At 43.9% G+C, this 23,671-nt stretch carries 24 protein-coding genes and 1 tRNA gene; 2 read left to right on the plus strand and 23 right to left on the minus strand.

Going from position 1 to position 23,671, the window contains the following annotated elements; translation table 11 throughout:
- Positions 1–14: 14 nt before the first annotated feature.
- The 12 genes from MHI12_RS30315 to rpsF form a co-directional block, all read right to left on the minus strand.
- Positions 15–1,049, minus strand: coding sequence for an LCP family protein (locus tag MHI12_RS30315; protein ID WP_036671869.1), 1,035 nt, complete (start codon positions 1,047–1,049; stop codon positions 15–17).
- A 240-nt stretch (positions 1,050–1,289) separates the two neighbouring features.
- Complete coding sequence (locus tag MHI12_RS30320; protein WP_405171183.1) at positions 1,290–2,879, minus strand: MFS transporter; 1,590 nt, start codon at positions 2,877–2,879, stop codon at positions 1,290–1,292.
- A gap of 338 nt (positions 2,880–3,217) precedes the next feature.
- Positions 3,218–4,108, minus strand: coding sequence for a D-alanyl-D-alanine carboxypeptidase family protein (locus MHI12_RS30325; RefSeq protein ID WP_405171184.1), 891 nt, complete (start codon positions 4,106–4,108; stop codon positions 3,218–3,220).
- Positions 4,109–4,364: 256 nt separating this feature from the next.
- Positions 4,365–6,191 (minus strand): oligopeptide ABC transporter substrate-binding protein, encoded by a 1,827-nt coding sequence (locus MHI12_RS30330; RefSeq protein ID WP_289390789.1) that lies wholly within the window; start codon positions 6,189–6,191, stop codon positions 4,365–4,367.
- A gap of 19 nt (positions 6,192–6,210) precedes the next feature.
- On the minus strand, positions 6,211–7,116 hold the full coding sequence (locus MHI12_RS30335) for an ABC transporter permease (RefSeq protein ID WP_036611941.1): 906 nt from the start codon (positions 7,114–7,116) through the stop codon (positions 6,211–6,213).
- Positions 7,117–7,145: 29 nt separating this feature from the next.
- A complete protein-coding gene (gene opp4B, locus MHI12_RS30340) occupies positions 7,146–8,108 on the minus strand; it encodes an oligopeptide ABC transporter permease (protein ID WP_221820232.1) in 963 nt (320 codons plus the stop codon).
- A 7-nt stretch (positions 8,109–8,115) separates the two neighbouring features.
- Positions 8,116–9,048, minus strand: coding sequence for an ABC transporter ATP-binding protein (locus MHI12_RS30345; RefSeq protein WP_074092894.1), 933 nt, complete (start codon positions 9,046–9,048; stop codon positions 8,116–8,118).
- 14 nt (positions 9,049–9,062) lie between these two features.
- The gene (locus tag MHI12_RS30350; RefSeq protein ID WP_074096664.1) at positions 9,063–10,052 is read right to left on the minus strand and encodes an ABC transporter ATP-binding protein; all 990 of its coding nucleotides are present in this window, start codon (positions 10,050–10,052) and stop codon (positions 9,063–9,065) included.
- Positions 10,053–10,779: 727 nt separating this feature from the next.
- A complete protein-coding gene (locus tag MHI12_RS30355; protein ID WP_405171185.1) occupies positions 10,780–11,373 on the minus strand; it encodes a M15 family metallopeptidase in 594 nt (197 codons plus the stop codon).
- Between the two features lie 228 nt (positions 11,374–11,601).
- Positions 11,602–11,874 (minus strand): 30S ribosomal protein S18, encoded by a 273-nt coding sequence (rpsR, locus tag MHI12_RS30360; RefSeq protein WP_017691433.1) that lies wholly within the window; start codon positions 11,872–11,874, stop codon positions 11,602–11,604.
- A gap of 56 nt (positions 11,875–11,930) precedes the next feature.
- A complete protein-coding gene (gene ssb / locus MHI12_RS30365) occupies positions 11,931–12,416 on the minus strand; it encodes a single-stranded DNA-binding protein (protein ID WP_017691432.1) in 486 nt (161 codons plus the stop codon).
- A gap of 48 nt (positions 12,417–12,464) precedes the next feature.
- On the minus strand, positions 12,465–12,758 hold the full coding sequence (rpsF, locus tag MHI12_RS30370; RefSeq protein ID WP_036611944.1) for a 30S ribosomal protein S6: 294 nt from the start codon (positions 12,756–12,758) through the stop codon (positions 12,465–12,467).
- 202 nt (positions 12,759–12,960) lie between these two features.
- Here rpsF and MHI12_RS30375 point away from each other — a divergent pair, with 202 nt between their 5' ends.
- Positions 12,961–13,155 (plus strand): YjzC family protein, encoded by a 195-nt coding sequence (locus tag MHI12_RS30375; RefSeq protein ID WP_405171186.1) that lies wholly within the window; start codon positions 12,961–12,963, stop codon positions 13,153–13,155.
- A gap of 437 nt (positions 13,156–13,592) precedes the next feature.
- Here MHI12_RS30375 and MHI12_RS30380 read toward each other — a convergent pair.
- The 4 genes from MHI12_RS30380 to MHI12_RS30395 all read right to left on the minus strand — a co-directional run bounded on the left by MHI12_RS30380 (position 13,593) and on the right by MHI12_RS30395 (position 15,204).
- Positions 13,593–13,683, minus strand: a tRNA-Ser gene (locus MHI12_RS30380).
- A 102-nt stretch (positions 13,684–13,785) separates the two neighbouring features.
- Positions 13,786–13,995, minus strand: coding sequence for a DUF951 domain-containing protein (locus tag MHI12_RS30385; RefSeq protein WP_036611950.1), 210 nt, complete (start codon positions 13,993–13,995; stop codon positions 13,786–13,788).
- Positions 13,985–14,926, minus strand: a complete 942-nt coding sequence (locus MHI12_RS30390) for a mechanosensitive ion channel family protein (protein WP_340907601.1) — start codon at positions 14,924–14,926, stop codon at positions 13,985–13,987. The genes MHI12_RS30385 and MHI12_RS30390 overlap by 11 nt, the downstream gene beginning before the upstream one ends.
- 14 nt (positions 14,927–14,940) lie before the next feature.
- Entirely contained in the window at positions 14,941–15,204 is a 264-nt protein-coding gene (locus MHI12_RS30395) for a DUF3343 domain-containing protein (protein ID WP_017691427.1), read from the minus strand.
- A 117-nt stretch (positions 15,205–15,321) separates the two neighbouring features.
- On the opposite strand from MHI12_RS30395, the gene yyaC reads away from it, so the two are divergent.
- Positions 15,322–15,927 carry a spore protease YyaC gene (gene yyaC / locus MHI12_RS30400; RefSeq protein WP_036611957.1) on the plus strand — a complete coding sequence of 202 codons (606 nt, stop codon included), beginning with the start codon at positions 15,322–15,324 and terminating at the stop codon, positions 15,925–15,927.
- Here yyaC and MHI12_RS30405 read toward each other — a convergent pair.
- The 7 genes from MHI12_RS30405 to mnmG all read right to left on the minus strand — a co-directional run bounded on the left by MHI12_RS30405 (position 15,902) and on the right by mnmG (position 23,593).
- On the minus strand, positions 15,902–16,402 hold the full coding sequence (locus MHI12_RS30405; RefSeq protein ID WP_036611960.1) for a DUF4446 family protein: 501 nt from the start codon (positions 16,400–16,402) through the stop codon (positions 15,902–15,904). The two genes, yyaC and MHI12_RS30405, sit on opposite strands and share 26 nt — an antisense overlap.
- A gap of 139 nt (positions 16,403–16,541) precedes the next feature.
- Positions 16,542–17,696 carry an aminotransferase class V-fold PLP-dependent enzyme gene (locus MHI12_RS30410; RefSeq protein ID WP_405171187.1) on the minus strand — a complete coding sequence of 385 codons (1,155 nt, stop codon included), beginning with the start codon at positions 17,694–17,696 and terminating at the stop codon, positions 16,542–16,544.
- A 162-nt stretch (positions 17,697–17,858) separates the two neighbouring features.
- A complete protein-coding gene (locus tag MHI12_RS30415) occupies positions 17,859–18,704 on the minus strand; it encodes a ParB/RepB/Spo0J family partition protein (RefSeq protein WP_036611964.1) in 846 nt (281 codons plus the stop codon).
- The gene (locus tag MHI12_RS30420) at positions 18,697–19,458 is read right to left on the minus strand and encodes a ParA family protein (protein WP_036611966.1); all 762 of its coding nucleotides are present in this window, start codon (positions 19,456–19,458) and stop codon (positions 18,697–18,699) included. Before MHI12_RS30420 ends, MHI12_RS30415 begins: the two co-directional genes overlap by 8 nt.
- A 189-nt stretch (positions 19,459–19,647) precedes the next feature.
- The gene (gene noc / locus MHI12_RS30425; protein WP_341009748.1) at positions 19,648–20,466 is read right to left on the minus strand and encodes a nucleoid occlusion protein; all 819 of its coding nucleotides are present in this window, start codon (positions 20,464–20,466) and stop codon (positions 19,648–19,650) included.
- Between the two features lie 515 nt (positions 20,467–20,981).
- Positions 20,982–21,704 (minus strand): 16S rRNA (guanine(527)-N(7))-methyltransferase RsmG, encoded by a 723-nt coding sequence (gene rsmG / locus MHI12_RS30430; RefSeq protein WP_036611970.1) that lies wholly within the window; start codon positions 21,702–21,704, stop codon positions 20,982–20,984.
- Positions 21,704–23,593, minus strand: a complete 1,890-nt coding sequence (gene mnmG, locus MHI12_RS30435; protein WP_405171188.1) for a tRNA uridine-5-carboxymethylaminomethyl(34) synthesis enzyme MnmG — start codon at positions 23,591–23,593, stop codon at positions 21,704–21,706. The genes rsmG and mnmG overlap by 1 nt, the downstream gene beginning before the upstream one ends.
- Positions 23,594–23,671 lie beyond the last annotated feature (78 nt).

Here is a 23,671-nt window from a genome sequence, read left to right on the forward strand (position 1 = left end):
TGGTATGGAATTGGTTATTCAATCTTTTGCCGGTCAGGGATCATTACTTCACCGGCTGGGGTCGATTGATCCATCCAGTTGTTAATCAGCTCTTTGGCATATTGGACATCTTTCTCGTCAGCCTGACCATAATAGATACCGTCTTTTTTCATCCCCTCACCCAGAATGGTGAAGCTTGAAATCTGCGGTTTCTCCTGAGTAAGCACCTGTTTAGCCAGATCAATAATGAAAGAAGCACGCATATCCGTCTGGAAGCTGTCTCCCATAATCTGAATCAATTCCGGAATTTTGGCGATTTGATTCAAATTCAGCATCTCATTCGCCATCGCGTTCAGGAAAATCTGCTGCCGCTTGGTACGATTAAAATCACTATCCTCACGGTATCTTACATAATACAATGCTTCCTGCCCGTCATAGATCGGCTTACCGCCTTCAATTGTGAATTGTACATGATCCGGATTCTTGTTCACAATGTCCTCATCGATTGGCAGTTTTACACCACCAAGCGCATCAACCACTTTTTTGATTCCGTCGAAGTTGATCGTTGCATAGTAACCCACATCAGCATCAAGGAATTTCTCTACCGTATTGATGGACATATTCTCCCCACCAAAAGCATAGGCATGCGCCAGCTTATCATAATCATCTTCGCCGTCCTTGTTGGCATCCCGTCCTACAATCTGCACATACGTATCACGTGGAATGGATACCAACAGCACACGGGATTCCTTCGGACGTACTACAGCATAGATGACGGTATCGGAACGTCCACGCGTTTTCTCATAGGCGCGTTTATCCGAACCGAGCAGTAACACGGAGAATGGTTCCTTACGGTATACCGTTGGATCAGGCGTATTATTGCCTTCTTGCGGTACATAAGAACGGGATAACTGATCTTCTACCGAACCGGCGAGAAACAGATCAAATGCCGCTACAGCCAGTTGCTGACGGAACAAATAACCTCCGATTAACAAAACAACAAGTGACACGAGCGTTATATATAGGCCTTTTCTTCTTTTCTTCTTCTTATCTTTAGTTCTGCTTTTCATCCATTGATTCCTTCTTCACTATCAAAATGATAATCCATAATACCAATTAAACGTCTGGGATGCCTTGTGACTCGGTGTTCTCTGAAGTTTTCTCTCTCTGGAATCAAGACACCGCTTACGCTCGTTCTATTGTAATCATTGCGAGAGCAAGAAAAGTTACAATCCGGTTAAATTGAAAAGAACAGCGACTCCTTTTTAGTTTCAAAAGGTGCACTGTTCTCTTCATTTTCACACGCAATCCTATCCGTTCGTGGATACACTTTCCACATGATGGCTCTTCTCTTTTTGACGCAGACGTCCCGTTATAAGCGCAGCTACCAGCGTAAGCACACTGAATACCACCGCAGACCAGAAAAGGCCATTGTAACCCTGCCCTGTCGTTTGATGCACTGCCTGGAGCAACACATCACGGATACCTTCATCAGGAATCTGGGACAGGCCCTCTGTCAGACTGGAGACATCACTCCCTGATGCCCCTCCCGAGGCATATTGTTGTAGCATCTCGGGCGGCACCTGAATTCCTTTGTCAGCGAACCCTGCCTGAATGTTGGACCCCAGATTAATGAAAGAACGTGCCAGGAATCCGGCAAAAATGGTAGGTGCAATAGCCATCGCCATCTGGCGGAATAACGAGCTGGTCGCTACCGCGATGCCTTTGTTGTTCTCCCCCGCCTGTTCTGTGACAAGTACGTTAACTGGCGCACCCAGCATCATGCCGAAACCGATACCTACGAGTGTACTCGCGATGACAAATTGCCAGATATGCTCCACCCATAGCGGGAACAGCAGGAATCCAATGGCAGATAGCAGCCCCGCAACCGATAACGTCCAGATTGGCCCTTTGCGGTCAACGAGGTATCCACCTCCACCTGCCCCGATGCCGGATGCCAGCGCGAGCGGAGTGAACCAGTACCCGGAAGCCGTATTGGATACGCCAAGATATTGTTCAACAAAACCTGGAATAAAGATCACCGAGGCCAGAATGGCTCCGGAGAAAAAGGCAATCAACAGCGTCCAGCGAAAGGACGCAATGCCCAGAAGCTGTGTCGATACAACAGGTTCACGTTCAGATCCTTCCAGCCTTTTTTCCATGAAGTAAAAGAGCACCAGAATGATTACACCTGCCAAGAAAAAACCGTAGAACATCGGTGATTCCAGGCTTTGAAGCATGTTCACACCGTCCAGATTGCTGAAGCTATACATTAAACTGAGTACACCCAACGTTAGGACAGCGATACCGCTCCAGTCCACTGCTGCACGGTTCAGTTCCTGCTCTTCCTGAATAAATCGAATACCTGCTATGAATAGCAGAATCGCGATAGGTACATTGATCAGGAATAACCAATGCCAGTTGCCCGTAAGGTCCAGTATAAAAGCACCGACATTGGGTCCCAATATAGCGGCAACACCATTCATACCTCCGAGCAGACCCAAAGCTGTACCCTGACGCTCCGCCGGGAACTTGCTTAATACGTATGAGCTGGCAATGATAAAAATCCCACCACCGCCCAAAGCTTGAATGACACGAGCAATCAGGAAAAAGGTAAACGATGTGCTCAGCGCGACGAGCAAGGACCCGATCCCAAACAACGCCACTTCAATCAAAAATAGCTTCTTGCGACCATAACGGTCCGACAGTTTGCCAGCAATAGGTACACTCACCGCAAGCCCAAGCGTGTAAAGCGTAATCGTCCATGCTCCCCATGTTGGCGACACACCAAATGATGCATTTAAGGTGGTCAGTGAAGAGGTGATGATCCCATTATCCAGCGCAGCCATAAATACCCCTATGGCAAACAGGACTAGCGGCCATTTCATTTGTTTTTGCATCACATGTTACCTCCCGATCAGATCGTAAATTCAGTATCGTACAGTTGGTTTGGTACATATATATTAAACCGAGTTGAATAATAATGACTCACTGGTCATTTTAAAACAAAAGAAAACCATATGTCAATTTAATAATATGGTTATATGGATCAATTTACCTCAAATTCGATAAAATAGAGCTACCACATGTTCAGTCGAACCTGCGGACAGCCCTCATATCTTATCTAACGTACTAACGCTTGGCGTAATGCTTCAATGATCTGGCCTGACTCCGTTTGTTTGACACGTGGATCATTGGCGCCCTGAAGGTCTCCTTGATGCTGCCTATGTACGACCTTTTATTTTGAGACCGAAAATCCATAGTTGAACAACTTCCGAGTCTCCGCAAAACGCCCTTCACGAGTATCTGTTCCAAATACAACTGATATCAGTCTTTTGCCATCACGTTCAGCTGTCCCCACAAAATGATATCCGGAATCTTCATCATACCCGGTCTTTAATCCGTCATTCCCATCGTAAGCATACGGCCCACCAATAGAGGACAACATCCAGTTCGTGTTACTCATGTACATCCCTTTTTGGTGCATTGATACTTGCATTTGACTGGAAATTCTTAAAATCTCGGGATGGTTATTCAGCAGATAACGCGCAAGCTTACATGCATCTATAGCCGTCATTAAGGTCTGCCCTTGTATTTCCATCGGACGGTTAGGACCAAGCAGCTTTTCACTGAGGCCCGTTGAATTCGTGAATTGTGTATCCTCAGACAGCCCAATCTGAATTGCTTTCTGATTCATCTGTTGCACAAACTTCTGCTCTGTACCACTGATGTGTTCAGCCAGAGCAACAGTTGCATCATTGGCTGAATAGACAGCTACGATCTCGAACAACTCCTGAACGGTGAACTGCTCTCCCTGTTTCAGGGTCAGTTGACTGCCCCCCACGGAGCTGGCATACAGACTCACATTAACAAGATCATTCCAGCCTATATCACCATTGATCACGGCCTCCATTACTAACAGTTCTGTCATCAACTTACTGACGCCTGCCGGAGCAATCTCTTCGGAGCCGTTAAAATCCATTAAGATCTGTTCGGAGTTCATATCCATTAATACCGCAGATTCAGCTTTAATTCCCGGTTTGCCTACCAGCATGTCCGGTTTCACACCCAAATATATAATAAGCAAGAGAGCCAGCAGCATACCTGCCCGTTTCCACCATTTTTTCATAAGATAATATCACCTCTTACCTATATAGACGAAGTAAAGAGGCATTTTGTCTGCACTTTTTTGAAAAAAAGTTAAATTTTTTTTATTTTTTGGTTACAAAAAAAACATGAACCCCATACACCCATGCCAGAGTGTACAGAATCCATGTTTTTAAAGACACTTTTTATTCATTTTCCCAGGAGAATTCTTCATTAATAATCTAGCAACCGGCTTCTTAAAGGACCCCAATCCTTACAGCTGCTAATTTAAGAATGTTTTACTGAGCTACAACTGCTTTGTCTGCATTAACTTGCAGGTCGCTCAGGTAAACACCTGTTCCATCACCAATCGCATAGTTCATTACACGTTTGTTAACTGGTGCTACAACTGCACGATACAATGTAGGGAATACAGGAACTTCATCTACCATGTATTGCTGCCATTGATTGTAGATCTCTTTACGCTTGTCTACATCGAATGCTTCAGCAGAGATACCTTGTGCCAGCAATTTGTCATTCTCTTCGCTGGAGAATCTGGAGAAGTTGTAGAGTGCATCACGGCCATACAAACCAGATGGATCTACGTCAATACCAACGCCCCATGCTGCTTGATACACATCAATGTTTGGATCATCTTTACCTGTGTTACCTACACGGTCATAGAAGCTGTTGAACTCAACCATTTCCAGGTTTACTTTCAAACCAATAGCTGCCCATGATTGAACATAATAACGAGCCAATGGTTCAGCTGTGTCACCACCAGTCATGGATACAAAGTTGATTTCGAGTGGTGTTCCATCCGGATTCGTACGGAATTCACCATCCAATTTATAACCAGCTTCGTCGAGCAATGCTTTTGCTGCTTCTGGATCATATGCTACACCCGGATTGTTGGAATCATGGAATTCTGGGTGAGATGGTGGAATCAGGGTTGTTGCATTCCAACGCAGGCCATTATAGAAACGTTTACCTACTTGATCGTTATCTACAGCCATCCACATTGCTTTACGCAAGTTTTTGTCGCCCATTTTTGCTTCGGCATTGCTTACAACTTTTCCGTTCTCTTCATCCCACGTACCCAATTTGAAACCGATGTACGTATAAGCACGATCGATTGCGCCCAGGAATTCTACGTTGGACAGGTTAGCATTATCTTTGTATTGATCTGTCGGGAATGCATCCACGAGGTCTACCCCGCCAGACTTCAGTTCTTGAACAACCGTTGTCGGGTTGATAACTTTCAGAGTCACTTTGTCCAGTTTTGGAGCTCCACGCCAGTAGTCTTCGTTCTTAACATAAGTTACAGACTCACCCGGAGTGATAACATCCACTTTAAATGGACCAAAACCAATTGGTTTTTCACGCACTTCTTTGGAAGAAGACATTTTTGCTACATCCATATCGCCGAAGATATGTTTAGCCAGTGGATACGTCCATACGCCACCTGTCAGCAGGGACGGAGTAGATTCTTTATACGTAATGCTGATTTGTTTGTCGCTCAGCACTTTAATACCAGAGATTGTTTTTGCTTTTCCAGCATGATACTCGTCCATACCTACTACACTAGTGAAGTTGGAGTCGTAACGAGGACCATCATAGCCTTTGCTACCGATTACTTCATAAGCAAATTGCAGATCTTCAGCCGTTACCGGTTTGCCATCATGCCAGTTCACATTGTCACGAATGGTCAGTGTGAACGTTTTGCCATCTTCAGATGTCTCATACGTTGCTGCACCATCGTTGGTATATACATAGTCTTTATCCCAAGTCAGCAAGCCTTCGTCGAACCATTGAAGAACCTGTACATCCGGGTTACCGGAATAGAAATTGTAATTCAGTGTACCTTCAAAAGCAGTATCCGATACAAGTCCGAATGTAATCGATCCACCCTCGATCGCAGTACCCTCATTCGTTTTGACATTGTTGAAGTCTTCAATGGAGTAAACGCCCTCTTCATTAGCAGGTTTTTCCTCCGTTTTTCCCTCTTCTGTGTTGGAAGCTGGAGCTGGAGTAGCTGCTTCTTTCTCAGAGCACGCTGCGAGCACCAATACAAAGACCAGCATCATCGTGAAAAATAGTCCCCGTGAAAATAATCCCTTTTTCATGAACCTTTCCTCCCTTTTTTTAACCTCTTCTTTGTCTTGCATCAGTCGCACGCTTTAGGGCTTGACCGACATTATTTATACTCAACATCAATACCAAAATCAGTACCGATGCGGGTAGCCATATCCACCATCTGGATTCCAGGGTTTGCGGATTACGTGCATAACTTACGAGTGTTCCAAGACTAGGCGTACTTTCGGGAAAACCAAATCCCAGGAAAGATAACCCTGATTCGAGGCCAATGTTGGCAGCGAGATTCAATGTCATCGTTACAATAATAATGGAACTCAGATTCGGAAGAACCTGTGAGAGCATAATCTTCAGATGAGAAGAGCCCAATGTTTTTGAAGCTTTTACATAATCCAGTTCCCGTTCCTGTAATGCTTTGGAGCGAATCAATCTGGCGATACCCATCCAGAGAAATGCCGTCATGATTAGAGAGAACGAGATGATATTGTATTTCGGTACTGCGGTAACAAACGCGATAACAATCATCAACATCGGAAGGATCATGAAGAAATCAACAACACGCATAAACAGGTTGTCTATCATTCCACCGAAATAACCGGATAAAAGGCCAATTAAGATACCTATGAAGCCAGTCATTAACGTTACGATAATTCCAATGGTCAGGGAGTTACGTGTACCGATGACCAGCTGGCCAAATACATCACGACCTCCATAGTCCGTTCCTAACCAATATTTCGCGGATGGTGGTTCATATAAGGCAAACAGATCCACGCGTACGATATCATCCTGATTCAGAATGAGAGACGTGCCATATACTAGCAACATGACCAAGCCCAAGAAAATGAGCGAGATTAGTGCCACCTTATCTCTGACAAGCTCCCTCCATAAAATACTCAAGCTGGAGGGGCTTTTATCAACCTTTTGTGAAGTTACAACTACCTCGTTGGCCTTGCTCATCGTGTTTTCACCCCGAAATCTTCAAGTTCTTACTTGATCCGTATACGTGGATCTACAATTCCTAGAATTATGTCAGACAGCAATGCCCCGAGAATGGAAGCTACGCCATACAACAATACGAGTGCAGTCACAACGCTGAAGTCACGCAATGAGATGGAACTCAGGAACAACTGCCCCATACCTGGATAACTGAATATACTTTCGATAAATACCGTACCTCCGATAAGTCCTGTGATCTCATATCCAAAGAACGCGGCGATAGGTAATAGTGAATTCCTCAAGATATGCCTGTTGTATATCCGGGATTCCGAGGCACCTTTGGCTCTGGCAGTAATAACGAATTCCTTATGCTTGATATCAATGATTTCACTACGCAAATATTGAACCGTTGATACCGTAGTAATCAGTGCCATGGATAGTGCCGGCAATAATAGATGATAGAACTTACTCATTATGTAGCTGAATGTGCCTGGTGTAAGTCCTGGCGCAACGCTACCTCCTGTCGGGAACCAGCCGAAGTGAAATCCGAAGATCCATACCATCACCAGTGCGAAAATGAACAATGGTGCGGCAAAGCCCAGGTAGGTGTATCCCGTGATCAACCGATCAGACCAGGTATCGTTGTAACGACCACTGATGATACCCAGTGGAATAGCGATCAGGTAAGTCAGTACTAGTGTCGCCAGTGCCAGCCAGAATGTATTTGCTACACGCTGACCGATCAAGTCGGTAACCGGCATTTTGAAACGGAAGGATTGTCCAAAATCACCTTGGACGGCGTTTTTGATCCAGTCCCAATATTGCACGTACCAGGGATTATTCAATCCCAGTCTCTCTCGCTGAGCTTCCAATGCTTTGGGATCAACGCTTGGATCAAGCAATCCGGTTAGCGCGTCGCCCGGCATGGCCTTGGCCATCAGAAAGACCAAAAGACTTAGTAAAAAGATCTGAGGGATCATTATGATAATTCTGCGTACTATCGTTTTCCACATATGGCCTTCAACCTTTCTGAGGTAGAGCTACTCGGTGAGTATCGGAAATGGATTTGAGCGAGTATGCAAGCCCTTCCTCATCAAAGAAATTTCGGTATGAATGTTCATACTCGGACTTGACCTGTTGACGGAAGGCTACCATTTCCTCTCGTTTGGTTGGGTCCATATCCGGAATGGCTGCAATGAGACGTTTGGTATAGATGTGTTGCGGATTCTCAAAAATATCATTTGTTGTGCCCTGTTCCACATATCGACCTTTATACATAATTCCAATCTGATCACACATATGACGGATGATGCCCAGATCGTGACTGATGAACAGATAGGTCAGATTTAATTCTTTTTGAATTTCCTGCATGAAGTTGAGTACCTGGGCCTGTACCGATACATCGAGTGCAGATACAGGTTCATCCGCGATAATTAGCTTCGGCTTCAATGCAATAGCCCGTGCAATGCCAATCCGTTGACGCTGTCCGCCGGAGAATTCATGCGGATATTTGTAGATTGATTCCGGACTCAAGCCAACCTTTTCAAGTAATTCTCTTACTTGTCTTTTCTCCTCAGTAGCTGTCAGACGCTCATAGTTACGAAACGGCTCAGCGATAATATCGATAACCCGCTTCTTTGGATTCAGTGATGAATATGGGTCTTGAAAAATCATTTGTACATCCCGCTGGAGTTGTCTGTTCTTACGTCGCTCCGTAGCCAGATTTTTGCCGTTAAACAGAATCTTTCCGTCAGTGACATGGTTTAGCCCAATAATGGCTCTGCCTGTTGTTGTCTTTCCTGAACCTGATTCGCCAACCAGACCATAGGTCTGTCCTTGTTCAATGGAGAAGCTAACATCATCAACAGCCTTTACACTGCCAATTTCCCGTTTAAGCAATCCACCGCGAATCGGAAAGTGTATCTTAAGCCCTTCTACTTCGAGTAATGCCATTATGTTATTCCTCCTCAGCTTTGGTCAGGGAAATGAAAGTGCTGGTAACAGGTACACCTTACAAAGTGACCTGGTGCAATTTCATGCATCTGCGGGTTCTCTTCATGAGCCGATTCACTAATCCATGGAATTCGGGCTTTGAATCTGCACCCTTTGCGAGGAAGATTTTTGAGTGATGGTACGATGCCTTGGATGACATGTAATTTGGATCTTTCTTCAGACAGTGTAGGAATAGAGTTCAACAGTGAGCGGGTATATGGATGCTTCGCATCGTTCATCAATGTGAAGATATCTGCGACTTCAACAATTTCGCCTGCATACATAACTGCAACGCGATCAGCCATCTCAGCTACGACACCCAGATCATGTGTAATCAGAATAATGCCTGCGTTAATTTCATTCTTCAGATCACGGATTAGCTCCAGAATCTGTAGTTGAATCGTAACGTCAAGCGCCGTCGTTGGTTCATCGGCTATGAGTAGTTCCGGTTTGTTGGCAATCGCAATGGCAATAACAATTCTCTGTCTCATACCACCAGATAGTTCATGGGGATACTGCTTGTATATTTGTTCGGGACGTGGAATCCCTACCTGATTCAATAAGTGAATGACCTTTTCTCTCTTCTCTCTGGAAGACAGCTTGGACTGATGAAGTGTGAGAATCTCTTCAATCTGTTCACCAATAATCATTAGAGGATTTAGTGCGGACAATGGGTCCTGAAAAATCATGCCCATTTCTTTGCCGCGTAGCTTGTTTAACTTGCTTGGGGAGATGTTGGCAATATCTTGTCCTTTATAGAGAATCTGGCCTTCGATCTTTGCTTTGTTATGCAAACCCATAAGAGAGAATGCAAAAGCACTTTTACCTGACCCGGATTCACCTACAATCGCCAATACTTCATTTTTCTTCACCGTAAGGTTAACGTGATCCACTGCTGCATAATAGTCATCTTCAATTCTGAATGATGTTGTTAGATTTCTGACTTCCAATAGCTCTGTATTCAAATCAATCACCCTAACCCCATAATTTCCGTAGATTGTATTCGTGTGTAGAGAAATGCATCCACTGTATATTTCCAAGTTCTTGAAGATATCGAACAATAGCTTATACAAAATACCAAATTGTTAGGAGAAACAAGTTTAAGAGACTTATATTTAGACCATTGGTCAATTAATGTTGATAATTCCTAGCGGAATTATATATCAAAATAATTAATGTAATCATACGTGTAATTTTAGCTAACGTCAATGCTTATTTTGAGATTTTTGGTATAAATGTTTTTTATACTACAGAATTGGATATTAGTAATACTATAAAGGCATATATCAGGAATTTTGAGAGGTGTTATCTTGTTTTTGGCTGTGAGGTGTACATAGGCAATTAGTCAAAATAACATATACATGACATAGTAGTTACATATAATGTATGTGTATGCTTTAATTTAAGTAGACATTCTTAATTTTGCGTGAGGTAAATGTTACATATATGGGTGATGATTATATCTCGATCTATAGCTGAATTTTATTGAACCGGAGCCGTTATGCTTACAATTGAAATAATATATGCGATCAGAGTAAAAAATCTAGTTAATCTAGTATAGTTTTATTTATTTGCTAATGTAAAGACCAAATTGTCATCTTTTATCATTTATTTTACAAAAGAAAGAAAAAAGCCCTGCAAAATGCAGAGCTTATCTAATAATTATTCATTTAAGTGTATATATAACACCTTTTACTGAGAGTCAGGAGGTCTTTTACCACGTTTTAACTCATTAATACTCAAATCAAAATCCATCTGCAAGTGAGGATAATCCGGGAAGTTTGCCCAATCTCCACCCCATGTGAAACCTAACTCTTTGGCGAGATCCACAACTTCCATCCAGTCTGTCTTGCCATTGCCGTTATCATCACGTTCCATATCCCAAACCACATCACCCTCAGGCGTCCTTAGTGCAAAATCAATTGCTAATCCGTAGTTATGATATGACTCACCACCACGCGCATTAGTAACGATATTGCCTGCACTTGAGCGTCCTTGGTTGAATAGTGCATCTTGCTCCTCGGTACTTCGGTAACCGTGGGTGATAACAATCTCTATTCCACGTCTCGCTGCCTTACGTACCAATAATTTCTCATTCTCTGCTACCACAGGATGTAGGCCGGTGATTGGCATAGCTTCTTGGATTGTTGTCCCGGGCCACATGTTATCTATATCACCTTTTTGCTGTAACCACACATATATAATGGAAAGTAAAAGAGTAGCTATAATCCAGGTTTTCAGACTGCTCTTTTTTCTCTGTTTGCCTTTACGTTTTGATGTATTCATATCCACTCCTGGTGTTTATTCTGAAATAAACAGCTATTCCTGCTGCCTAAACCTTTTCAGTAGATTAGACTCTATTATAATTCATTTGAGGCTTGAATGCTTCTATCACCATAGAATTGAATTCTTCCATTTGTTAGAGTGGATCTGTTATTTCTATTACTTCTATTGATATATACAAAAAAGCAGCCGGCTATAAGCCGACTGCTTCGTATGCAAGCTGAGTAAAAACTACTCAGTTGTGTATGGCAATAATGCGATTTGACGGGAGCGTTTGATTGCAATCGTCAGCATGCGTTGATATTTAGCGCTAGTACCTGTTACACGGCGTGGCAAAATTTTTCCACGTTCGCTGATAAATTTACGAAGCAAGTCCGTATCTTTATAATCGATGTGAGTAATTTTGTTAGCTGTGAAGAAGCACACTTTACGACGTTTATTACGGCCGCCACGACGTGCCGGTCTTTTATCGTTGTCTCCGCCTTCTCTTTGCTTGAAGCCCATGCTTTTCAGTCCTTTCCTATCATGTAACCCATATCTCCTAAGAGTATCAGCTCATGTTAAAATGGCAAATCATCATCCGATATGTCAATCGGTTTTCCGTCATCGGAAAAAGGATCCTGATTGTTGCTACGCGAATTATTGTTATTGTTCGCGCGTCCGCCGCCTCCATAAGAAGGCTCTTCACGCATTGGTTGCCCACCGCCGCCACCGCTATTATCACGGTTAGCTGACTCCAAGAAACGGACATTATCGGCAATGACTTCGGTCACGTATACACGTTTTCCTTCGTTATTCTCGTAGTTCCGTACTTGAATGCGTCCTTCGACTGCAGCCAGGCGTCCTTTGCGCAAGTAGTTCGCACAGGTCTCGGCAAGCTGTCTCCAGGTTACGACCGGAATGAAATCGGCTTCCTTTTCTCCCCCTTGGCTTGTAAACGGTCTGTCCACTGCCAAAGTAAATTGCGTAACTGCCACTCCTGCTGGAGTGTAACGCAACTCAGGATCCCGGGTTAACCGTCCGATCAGAATGACACGGTTCAACAATGTAATCCCCTCCTTCAGAGCGTATTGGTGCGTTAATCACGAGTAGTCCTAAGCAGACTTAACGTCGTTGGTAATGAGATAACGAATTACTTCGTCAGAAATCTTCATGAGACGCTCAAGTTCAGTTACAACTGCTGGTTCAGCAGTGAAATGTACCAGAACATAAAAACCATCACGGAATTTCTTGATCTCATACGCAAGACGGCGTTTACCCATAACGTCGTGAGCTGTAACTTCACCACCGCCGTTGGAGATGATGCCTTGGAATTTATCGACTGTAGCTTGAACAACTTCTTGCTCAATGTCAGGACGAATAATGTACATCACTTCATATTTGCGCATAATTTTCACCTCCTTATGGACTCTGGCCCTCAATCTAGGTTGAGAGCAAGGAACGAGCACAAACTCGAACTATATTAATATAACAAATACCGAGTCAAAGTGCAAGCAAACGTTCCCTGTACATATTGGCACATGATCAGCCCGGCTATGGAGCACACTACAGAAGCAACAAAGTAACATAATCTGCAGAGGAGGTTTTATCATGGGTGAAAAAACCGAGTTTGAACCAGAAGACAAAGCCCCAAACGATGGAGAGTATACGGAAGTTGGGGAAAAAAGCTTTGTTACGGAAATTCAGAACCCTAAGCGGGTAACGCTGCAAAAAGGTGAAGCTTTTCCCGAAACAAGCAATCATAATCGTAAGTGGAAGAAGCTGACCAAAGCCCGCGTCCATTAATCGCAATACTTTTTTACGATCCATGTATATAAAACGGAATAAAGCACATAATACAATCAGGCGGTGCACGAGAGAGGTGTGGTTCCGTTGGACAACGAAGCCGATCATTCGCTGTTGGAGATTCATCACGTAATTTAAGAAGCAAGTGGTTATGTGTAGTAAGGCCCTTCGTCTGAAGCACGCGTATTGCTACGTGCAGTACACCAAGTGTCTGATTGTTACGACCGATTGTTTCCTAACAAACAAATGCACCGCCGGATAAAGAGCCCTTCGGGGCTCTTTATTTTCGTTTTAGTCATTAATGATGCATCTGATATGGATACATGTTCAATACATATTCATTAAAACGTTATACCAAAAAAGACTTTCCTAATGGAAAGTCTTCTTATCGATCTTTTTATTAAACTCAATGTGTATTGAGTAAGTTACATTTGAAGTGGCGGAAAGGGTGGGATTCGAACCCACGCACGCTGTGACACGCCTAACTGATTTCGAGTCAGCCCCCTTGGGCCTCTTGGGTACCTTTCCGCAGCAATATTGATTATAGCATGATCATTTACAGAACGCAACACTCATACGGAGCCTGCATGTAAACGTTATTACGCATACTGCATACCGAATTATTGCAGATCAGGATTCAGTGGAATCCTCGGCTGAACGCAGTACCTTCTTCATGTTTTTCTCGAATTTCGCTCTTGGAATCAACACGCTGTGTTTACATCCGACACACTTGATCCGAATATCCATACCCATACGAATGATCTCCATCTCATTGCTGCCACAGGGATGCTGCTTCTTCATCTGCACGATATCCCCAAGCTGGAAACTTTTACGCTCCACCTGTGCCATCCCCCTCATCTTTCTCCAAAGCTACTGCCTGTTCCAATACGGCTTGATTGCTCATCTCATGATACTCCAGCGTTTTTTTCACATCGCCCTGAATCTGACGTTCCACCGAAGCACGAGAGTTAGGCATACATTCAGCCACAATTCGCACCACATACTCAGATGTAGACATCGACTGTATACCGAGCACATCCGGCACCTTCACAATATTTAGGTCACGCTCTTCAATCCCGACCAAAGACTTTTTCACCAGATGTACTGACTCATCGAGACTTAAGTCCGCCTTCATCGGAATATCCACTACAGCCAGCGAATTTGACATGGAGTAGTTCGTTACACTTGCAATCGCCCCGTTTGGGATAATGTGCACTTCACCTTGCCAGCTGACCAGTTTCGTTGTTCTAAGTCCGATCACTTCAACCGTTCCCTTGTAGGTTCCTGTCTGAATAACATCCCCCACAGCGAACTGGTCCTCCAATATAATGAAGAAACCGGTAATAACATCCTTGACCAAACCCTGTGCACCAAAACCAATGGCAAGCCCAAGCACACCGGCACTCGCGAGTAGTGGCCCAACTTGGATATTGATCTCAGATAACAGTAGCAGAATCATAATGAAATTACATGTTATGGAGGTCGCATTTTTCAACAGTTCCCCTACGGTTACGAACCTGCGCGGATTCACGCGAATCTTGCCTTCCTGCTTGCGTTCCATGGAACGATCTATAATTCGATAGACTACCTTAATGACAATACGGGTGATGATAAAAATAATGATGATCCGGATTGAGCTGAACATAATGTTAAGCCACATTTCTGGATCTGCAATTTTGTTCCAGACTTTATCCGTCCAACGAAGGGCTTCATCCACGGCGGCTACCGGACCGCTAGCTGTAATCCCTTGAGCAAACTGAAATGACAACATTCATCATCCCTCCTCTACATCGGTATGTTATCATAGCTGTCTTCTGTTTTGAAATAGAGGCCTCGGATCTCTACGAACTCGTTACGAATGATCTTCTGTACTCGCTCCAGATCCTCTTTTGGAAACTGAATACATAGCGCACACCCTGCTGTAATTTCTTTTGGTGTAGGGAACAAATCAATCTCTATCTCGGCAAACTCCAGCAGCATTTCAGCACGCAGTGCCTGCTGGGTTGAATCAAATGCAATCAGCATCCAATCGTTAATCCATTCGTCCATGTTCGGCTCCTTTCGCCATACGTCCAACCCTAGAGAAAAAGCTTGTCCTCGTGAAGTATAAAACGCTCTACCTTTCCATATACTGTTACTACTATTCCAAGGGAAAGGATAGATCCTATGAATCCTACTTCGCGTTCCTTTTCATCACAAGACATGACCAGTTTGAAAATCCCCCATACCGATCCAGGTATTCACTCGGCCATTACCCATCGTTTAATGTTCCATCTCTATAAAGCCCATTCTCTGCAAAATGTAGTGATTGTCTGCATCGGCACAGATCGCTCAACAGGCGACTGCCTTGGTCCTCTGGTCGGATCAGCCCTTTCCAAGTGGGACAGCCCTTTATTCCATCTATATGGTACCTTGGATGAACCAGTCCATGCGATGAACCTGCAAGATACACTCCACAACATACAGAAAACACACCATAACCCTTATGTGATTGGCATTGACGCCTGTCTCGGTCAATCATCCAGTGTGGGTTGCATTCAAGTTGTGAATGGTCCACTCAAGCCGGGTGCGGGGGTAAATAAAGAATTACCGCCGGTCGGCGATATCCATCTGACAGGTATCGTTAACGTCGGCGGCTTTATGGAATACTTTGTTCTACAGAACACACGGCTCAGTCTCGTTATGCGCATGTCCGAGATTATTTCCAGCAGTCTATACTCGGCCATCCGGGAATGGCATACACGTTCTACTCTGCTTGCTGTGCCAGAGTAATAGCTTCCTTTTCCTCTGGGGACAGAGTGTACGTGGACTCTCCCCCTTTAAGAGGTTTTGCATATACATAAGAACCGTCGCGGTTATATATCCCCGTAAGAATCATGCCATCCTGGCTATCGTTAATCATAGCCATTGAGAAGCTCAGATCACTGCCACGCTCTCCATATGCATTGTACCTTTTCACGCCAACTTTACCTTGAATGCGGGTCAGCTTTTGCATGACAACTTGCAGCTGATTCGTTTGCAGTTTGTGTTCATCCTCAATGCTGTCCATCTGAATTTTCAGATTAACCAGCAACGATTCCAGGTCCTCTACTCCACTGCCAGCCATCATGGCTTCATATTTACGTTTAAACTTTCGTAACTTTGCCCCTTGAACAATACTCACAATCAGCAAGATCACCGTAAGTAATGCCATTCCGCCAATAATCCATAACAGCTGTTCCAGAATCAGCTCGTTTAATTCAGCCATGTAATTGCAACTACCCCTCTATATTTTTGATCAGATTAACGTCTGTCCTGTAATATTATCATTCATTATAAATCAACCCGATATCCATAAGCTTAATCAAGCAACCTATATCAAATGAGTTCATCATTTCAACTCTAATCTAGTCTGTCCCAGTCAATTCCAACACTGCCTTAACGAGTACTTCCACATGTTCTCTAGTTGAATTGTATCCCACACTGGCTCTTACTGCTCCGGTAGCGGTTGTACCAGCAGATTCGTGTGCAAGCGGTGTGCAATGAAAACCGGAGCGAACCGCAATCCCATAATTCCGATCTAAACGGAAGGCGAGTTGTGCTGAATCATACCCATCTACAGTAAAAGATACTAATCCGGTGCGTGGCTGTCCAATCTCTGGACCAAGCATTCGTATACCCTTAACGGATGACAGCCCATCCATTATATGTTGGGTCAGTTCCCACTCATGTTGGTAGATGAACGCTGGTGTCATCTCAAGTACATGTTTCACACCCGCATTCAGCCCTGCGATCCCGACTGTATTCGGTGTCCCCGCTTCATACCGATCAGGACGCACCTTTGGCTGCTCAAGAGCTTCTGACTGACTTCCTGTTCCTCCATGAAGTAAAGGCTCTATATCGAGCTCTGGAGCAATGTACAAGCCCCCTGTACCCTGAGGACCAAGCAGTCCCTTATGCCCTGGAAAAGCCAACATATCAATGCCCAATTGTTGTACATTCACAGGCATAACCCCAGCACTCTGAGCTGCATCTACCAATAAGATCGCCTGATGTTTACGACATAGGAGCGATATTTCTCCAATAGGAAGAATACTGCCAAGCAGATTCGAACTATGTGTACATACCACCAATCTGGTATTGGAACGAAACATACGTTCCATTTGCATCAGATCAATGGCGCCCGAAGCATCAACAGGTACATAATCAATCTCTACATTTCGGAGTCTTCGCATGTACTCCAGTGGTCGTCTGACTGAGTTATGTTCAGCCATGGTGGCAATCACATGGTCGCCCTCTCTGATCGAGCCTTGAATAGCTAGATTTAGCGCTTCTGTCGTATTTGATCCGAATGCAATATCATTCGCATTTTTGATTCCAAAGATATTGGATATGGATTTTCTCGCCTCGAACAATACACGACTTGCCTGAACAGCCATACGGTGACTTCCTCTGCCAGGATTAGCTCCGGCAATCTCCAATGCACTCAACATCGCATCACCGACAGCAGGTGGTTTGGGCCAAGATGTTGCTGCATGATCTAGATAGATAACTCCCTCCACCTCACAACCACCTCTGTCCTATAAAATTAATAATTCGCCTGCACATACTGCACATATAACCCTATAAACAAAGAATGACATATCGTTTCTCCATGGTACAGAGGCGATATGTCATGACATGAGTAAGCCCCGCATGTTGTTAATGAATCATAGACCCGACTGTTATTGTAACAATTCCAATAGCCGTTCCAGATCCTGTTGACTGTAGTAGTTGAGCTCAATTTTACCTTTATCTTTATTGTGCTTGATTTTCACTGTGGTTTTGAAACGTTCACGAAGAGATTCTTCCAATGTATCAATGAATGGATCTTTCTTTTTTAACTTCGATTTGGCTTTAGCCTCACCTGTTTTGGAGCGATCCAGTTGTTGAACAGCTTCCTCCAACTCACGTACACTCCATTGCTGATCAATGGTCTGTTTTGCAAGCTGCTTCACTATAACCTCGTCTTTAACACCTACGATCGCACGTGCATGTCCCATAGATAATGTTCCACGTGAAACATGGTCTTTTACTTCTTCGGGCAATGATAACAGACGCAAGAAGTTAGCAATGTGAGAACGTGATTTACCTACTTTTACAGACAACTCTTCCTGAGTCAACGCGAATTGATCCATTAACCCCTGATAAGCAACTGCAACTTCCATGGCGTTCAGATTCTCCCGTTGCAGATTCTCAATCAACGCAATCTCCATTACCTGCTGATCACTGAAGTTGCGGACTACAGCCGGTACCGTGGCATTACCACAATATTGCGAAGCTCTGAACCGTCGTTCTCCGGCGATAATCTCATAACCTCGTAATACAGGACGAACAATAATGGGTTGTATGACACCATGCTGACGAATGGACTCAGCCAGTTCATGTATTGCACCCTCATCAAATACTTTACGTGGTTGATAGGGGTTAGCCCGCAGTTGACTAATCGGGATTTCTACGACTTTATCATCGTCATTAATTGAAAGCGAAGGAATGAGGGCATCAAGACCTTTTCCAAGCCGCTTACTCATAAGAAATCACTTCCTTTGCGAGCTCTAAATACACTTCCGCCCCTCTTGAACGAGGGTCATACGTGATAATGGATTGACCATGAGATGGTGCTTCACTAAGCCGTACGTTACGCGGAATAATCGTTTGATATACTTTTTGTTGAAAATACTTTTTCACTTCTTCAATTACCTGAATTCCCAGATTGGTCCGTGCATCAAACATCGTCAGCAATACCCCTTCAATCTGCAGGGAGGTATTCAGATGTTTCTGTACAAGACGAACTGTATTAAGCAACTGGCTTAATCCTTCAAGTGCATAATACTCACACTGAATCGGAATGATCACCGAATCGGAAGCAGTCAACGAATTGATCGTTAACATACCAAGAGATGGTGGACAATCGATCAGTATGTAATCATAGTTTTTTTTCACCATGGCGAGTGATTTTTTCAGGCGAACTTCCCGTGATATCGTGGACACCAATTCGATCTCGGCTCCGGCAAGCTGAATCGTTGCAGGTATGATATGAAGGCCTTCAATCTGAGTCTCCAAAATCGCTTCTTGAGGAGGAACCTCATTAATAATGACATCATATATACAATTAGCCACATCTGCTTTATTGATTCCGACTCCGCTGGTTGTATTCCCCTGAGGGTCAATATCGACAAGCAATACTCTTTTCCCGAGTGAAGCCAGTCCTGCACCCAAGTTAACAGATGTCGTCGTTTTCCCCACACCGCCCTTTTGATTTGCTACGGCCATAATCTTAGACAATTACTTCACCTCAAATAAAATAGGAGTCTTTTCTGTAGGTTGTGAGATATTGTTAACAAAAAGCAGGCGGCTATCGTCCACACAAACAACAACTACCGTTCCATCAATATACCGACCGTTCTTTAAACATGTCAGACCTAACTTGCTTTATAGACATAAAAAGCGGCCCATTGCCGCCATAAGCTTCAATTATTTGCGTTTTGGAATATGGATAACGATCTCATAATGATCCTCATGGTCTGCTTCTTTGGTTTTGATGTCCAGACCAGAGCCAGTTACCATATCAATGGATTGGCGAATCGTATTAAGTGCAAGTCTTACGTCCTTGGTAAAGGAAACACGTCTAGATTTTTTAATCTTGGAAGATTCCTTGTAAAAGGCTACACGCGCCTCTGTCTGTTTCACATTCAATTCTTTTTCAATAATCTCACCGAGCAACTTCATCTGCAGTTCTTCCGTATCCAGAGAAAGTAATGCTCTTGCATGCCGTTCAGAAATTTTGCGTTCCATCAATGCGGCCTTAATGCCTTCTGGGAGCTGCAACAACCGAATTTTGTTCGCGATGGTTGACTGGCTTTTGCCGAGTCGTTGTGCCAGACTTTCCTGTGTCAGTTGATGCAAGTCGATCAGCTTCTGATAAGCGACAGCTTCTTCAATTGAAGTCAATCCTTCACGTTGCAAGTTCTCAATCAGTGCAATGGATGCGGCCTGAGAATCGTTGAACTCACGTACAATAGCCGGAATCGTATCCAAACCCAGTTTTCGAACTGCACGCCAGCGACGTTCCCCGGCAATAATCTCATATGATCCATTTCGCATGCGAACGACAATAGGCTGAATTACGCCATGTGTTTTGATCGTCTGCAACAACTCATCAATTTTATCATCATCAAAAATAGTACGGGGTTGATATGGGCTGCTCACAATTTCATTGACTGGAATCTGTTTGATCTCATCTCCGTTATTGCGCTCCGCCAAACCAAACAACTTCGAAAATTGTTCTTTCATTCCGCAGATTACCACCTAGTTTCGTAATAGCTCCCACAGTCTTTGCAGGTGCTTCTTATTCAATATGCGACCTTTCACATGCATCGTTCTTGGAATAAGTTTTTCTTTTCATAACGCTTTCTGTCATGCAACATCGAACGCATATCCATCTATCTATACATATAATCTATGATCGCTGTGACCCAGGATCGGATACTTCTATTCTATCATCTTTTCTATCATAATCCTATGCTTACCTATTCTTTAAACTCTACTAATTATCCTGCTTTTTCTTTGTGAATATTGGAAATATGACGACTTGCACACATTCAATTAATGAAATTGTTCATGAGTTACTGTGCGTATAATTCATCAACACAGGTTCTTTAAAAGATATGTAATACGAAGTATCTGTAATGTTGATCCAGTCCTCCATTTTAGAAAACAAAAAAAAGAGAATGTTTCACGTGAAACATCCTCTTCATCCATGTCTAAATTTCAATTTTGTTTTGACTTACTTCAAAACCATCACGCAACTATATCAGCGGAGTCTTCATTGGAGTACCTGGTTTGCGCGGATACTTATATGGTGTCTTATCAAATTTCTGAATCAGAATGATGTGACGCTCTGATTCTTCAACCGGCAGCTGGAAAGGATGAACGGCCTTAACCCGTCCTTTCAGCTGATTGAAGCTGAACTCCGCTTCCTTCATTTCTTCACGCGGGTCTCCGCCCTTCATGGCAGCGAATATTCCACTTTTACGAACAAACGGAAGGCAGAATTCATTCAGCACAGCCAGCTTGGCTACTGCACGCGCCGTAACGAGATCGTAGCTGTCACGATACCCTTCTTTGCGTCCAATCTCTTCAGCACGTCCATGGACCAATTCCACATCAGTCAGACCAAGGATATCTACCACATGCTGTAGAAAGCCAATACGTTTATTTAGTGAATCAATGATCGTAAGCTTAATATGCGGGAAACAGATCTTCAGTGGCAATCCCGGAAAACCCGCTCCTGATCCAATATCAGCAAGCTTATTCACTTTGGTCATGTCAGTATAAAAAGCCAGCGATACCGAATCATAGAAATGTTTTGTATACACTTGCTCCCGATCCGTTATGCCCGTCAGATTCATCTTTTCATTCCAGGATACCAACTCCTGATAATACAATTCGAATTGCTCCAACTGGAGTTCGCCCAGCTCTAATCCATGTTTCTTTAAGCGCCGCTGCAGTTGCTGTTGAATATCGTCCATTATTGTCCCCTTGCTGCGGTTACACGGTTATAATGCTCCAGGTAGACCAGCAGAATGGAGATGTCGGCAGGAGTAACTCCAGCAATACGAGAAGCCTGACCAATCGAGATTGGACGAATCGTAGCGAGCTTCTGTTTGGCTTCCATAGCAAGACCATGAATCTCATCATATACGATGGTGTCCGGAATTTTCTTTTTCTCCATCTTTTGCAAACGTTCCACGTGGATCAATTGTTTCTCAATATAACCCGCATATTTAATTTGTATTTCCACTTGTTCTTTCATATCTGCTGTCAGTTCTACCTCAGATGGTGAGAGCTGTTCAATCAGTTCATACCCCAGCTCCGGGCGACGCAGCAAGGTAAGCAACGTACTGCCATCCTGAATAGGTGTAGATCCGTACTCTTCCAGCTTGGCATTCACTTCAACCGGGCGAGCTTTAGCCACTTTCAGACGTGCAACTTCCTGCTCGACTTTCGCCTTTTTATCCAGGAATTTCGCATAACGCTCTTCAGGGATCAGGCCAATGTCATGTCCGATTTCCGTCAAACGCATATCTGCATTATCATGGCGAAGCAACAGACGATACTCAGCGCGTGAAGTCAACAGACGATACGGTTCATTTGTACCCTTTGTCACCAGATCATCAATCAGCACGCCAATATAACCTTGGGAACGATCAAGTATTACCGGCTCTTTCCCCTGTACTTTGAGTGCAGCGTTGATTCCAGCCATAACACCTTGTCCTGCTGCTTCTTCATAACCGGAGGTACCATTAATCTGACCCGCCGTAAACAGACCTGGTAGACGTTTAGTTTCCAGTGATGGCCACAATTGTGTAGGCACCATCGCATCGTATTCAATCGCATAACCATTACGCATCATTTCCACTTTTTCCATACCTGGAATGGAACGCAGCATAGCCAGTTGAACGTCTTCTGGCATACTCGTAGACAACCCCTGTACGTAATATTCGGATGTGTTCTTGCCTTCCGGCTCAAGGAATATCTGATGTTTCGGCTTATCGCTGAAACGAACAATTTTATCTTCAATGGAAGGGCAATAACGTGGTCCGGTTCCTTCAATAAGACCCGAGAACATCGGAGCACGATGCAGATTATCATTAATAATCTGATGTGTATCCACAGATGTATAAGTCAACCAGCAAGGCAACTGCTCATTATCGGAAGATTCTGTTTCATAGGAAAAGAACTTCGGCTTGTCATCGCCAGGCTGAATTTCGGTTTTGCTAAAATCAATCGTATCCTTATGCACACGTGGTGGTGTACCTGTTTTGAAACGAACCAGATCAAAGCCCAGTTCACGCAGATTCTCTGACAATTTAAGAGATGGTTGTTGATTGTTCGGTCCACTCTCATACATCAGCTCGCCCATAATTACTTTACCGCGCAAGTATGTGCCTGTTGTCAGAACGACCGCTTTAGCCCGATACTCTGTTCCGGTCTGAGTCACAACGCCTACACATTTTCCATCTTCAACGATCAGTCGATCAACCATACCCTGACGCATTGTCAGATTAGGTTCATTCTCCATCGTTTCCTTCATTTTATGCTGGTAGGAGAATTTATCTGCCTGAGCACGAAGCGCGTGAACAGCAGGCCCTTTACCCGTGTTAAGCATCCGCATCTGAATAAAGGTTTTATCGATATTCCGTCCCATTTCTCCACCAAGTGCATCAATCTCGCGCACAACATGTCCTTTGGCCGGTCCCCCAATAGATGGGTTACAAGGCATAAAGGCCACCATGTCCAGATTGATCGTAATCATTAGTGTTTTGGACCCCATACGAGCTGCGGCCAGCGCGGATTCCACACCAGCATGCCCTGCACCAACGACGATTACATCATAACTGCCGCCATCAAAAACCATTCCCGTTTACCTCCTTATTCCGCTGCATTTGGTGTAACTCACACAGACGGATCATGTTCTACAATAATGAGACTACTT

The organism is Paenibacillus sp. FSL H8-0280 (assembly GCF_045040665.1).
Classification (GTDB): Bacteria; Bacillota; Bacilli; order Paenibacillales; family Paenibacillaceae; genus Paenibacillus; species Paenibacillus xylanexedens_A.

Bases quoted from the DNA above. Each gene is read 5' to 3' on its own strand.
- yyaC (WP_036611957.1), top strand. From the start codon at position 15,322: ATGAATCCTACTTCGCGTTCCTTTTCATCACAAGACATGACCAGTTTG.
- MHI12_RS30390 (WP_340907601.1), bottom strand. From the start codon at position 14,926: ATGTTGTCATTTCAGTTTGCTCAAGGGATTACAGCTAGCGGTCCGGTA.
- opp4B (WP_221820232.1), bottom strand. From the start codon at position 8,108: ATGTGGAAAACGATAGTACGCAGAATTATCATAATGATCCCTCAGATC.
- MHI12_RS30375 (WP_405171186.1), top strand. From the start codon at position 12,961: ATGGGTGAAAAAACCGAGTTTGAACCAGAAGACAAAGCCCCAAACGAT.
- MHI12_RS30345 (WP_074092894.1), bottom strand. From the start codon at position 9,048: ATGGCATTACTCGAAGTAGAAGGGCTTAAGATACACTTTCCGATTCGC.
- rpsR (WP_017691433.1), bottom strand. From the start codon at position 11,874: ATGGGCTTCAAGCAAAGAGAAGGCGGAGACAACGATAAAAGACCGGCA.
- rsmG (WP_036611970.1), bottom strand. From the start codon at position 21,704: ATGGACGATATTCAACAGCAACTGCAGCGGCGCTTAAAGAAACATGGA.
- MHI12_RS30320 (WP_405171183.1), bottom strand. From the start codon at position 2,879: ATGCAAAAACAAATGAAATGGCCGCTAGTCCTGTTTGCCATAGGGGTA.
- MHI12_RS30415 (WP_036611964.1), bottom strand. From the start codon at position 18,704: ATGAGTAAGCGGCTTGGAAAAGGTCTTGATGCCCTCATTCCTTCGCTT.
- MHI12_RS30355 (WP_405171185.1), bottom strand. From the start codon at position 11,373: ATGAATACATCAAAACGTAAAGGCAAACAGAGAAAAAAGAGCAGTCTG.
- noc (WP_341009748.1), bottom strand. From the start codon at position 20,466: ATGAAAGAACAATTTTCGAAGTTGTTTGGTTTGGCGGAGCGCAATAAC.
- MHI12_RS30325 (WP_405171184.1), bottom strand. From the start codon at position 4,108: ATGAAAAAATGGTGGAAACGGGCAGGTATGCTGCTGGCTCTCTTGCTT.
- mnmG (WP_405171188.1), bottom strand. From the start codon at position 23,593: ATGGTTTTTGATGGCGGCAGTTATGATGTAATCGTCGTTGGTGCAGGG.
- MHI12_RS30315 (WP_036671869.1), bottom strand. From the start codon at position 1,049: ATGAAAAGCAGAACTAAAGATAAGAAGAAGAAAAGAAGAAAAGGCCTA.
- MHI12_RS30405 (WP_036611960.1), bottom strand. From the start codon at position 16,402: ATGGCTGAATTAAACGAGCTGATTCTGGAACAGCTGTTATGGATTATT.
- MHI12_RS30395 (WP_017691427.1), bottom strand. From the start codon at position 15,204: ATGGACGAATGGATTAACGATTGGATGCTGATTGCATTTGATTCAACC.
- MHI12_RS30330 (WP_289390789.1), bottom strand. From the start codon at position 6,191: ATGAAAAAGGGATTATTTTCACGGGGACTATTTTTCACGATGATGCTG.
- MHI12_RS30335 (WP_036611941.1), bottom strand. From the start codon at position 7,116: ATGAGCAAGGCCAACGAGGTAGTTGTAACTTCACAAAAGGTTGATAAA.
- rpsF (WP_036611944.1), bottom strand. From the start codon at position 12,758: ATGCGCAAATATGAAGTGATGTACATTATTCGTCCTGACATTGAGCAA.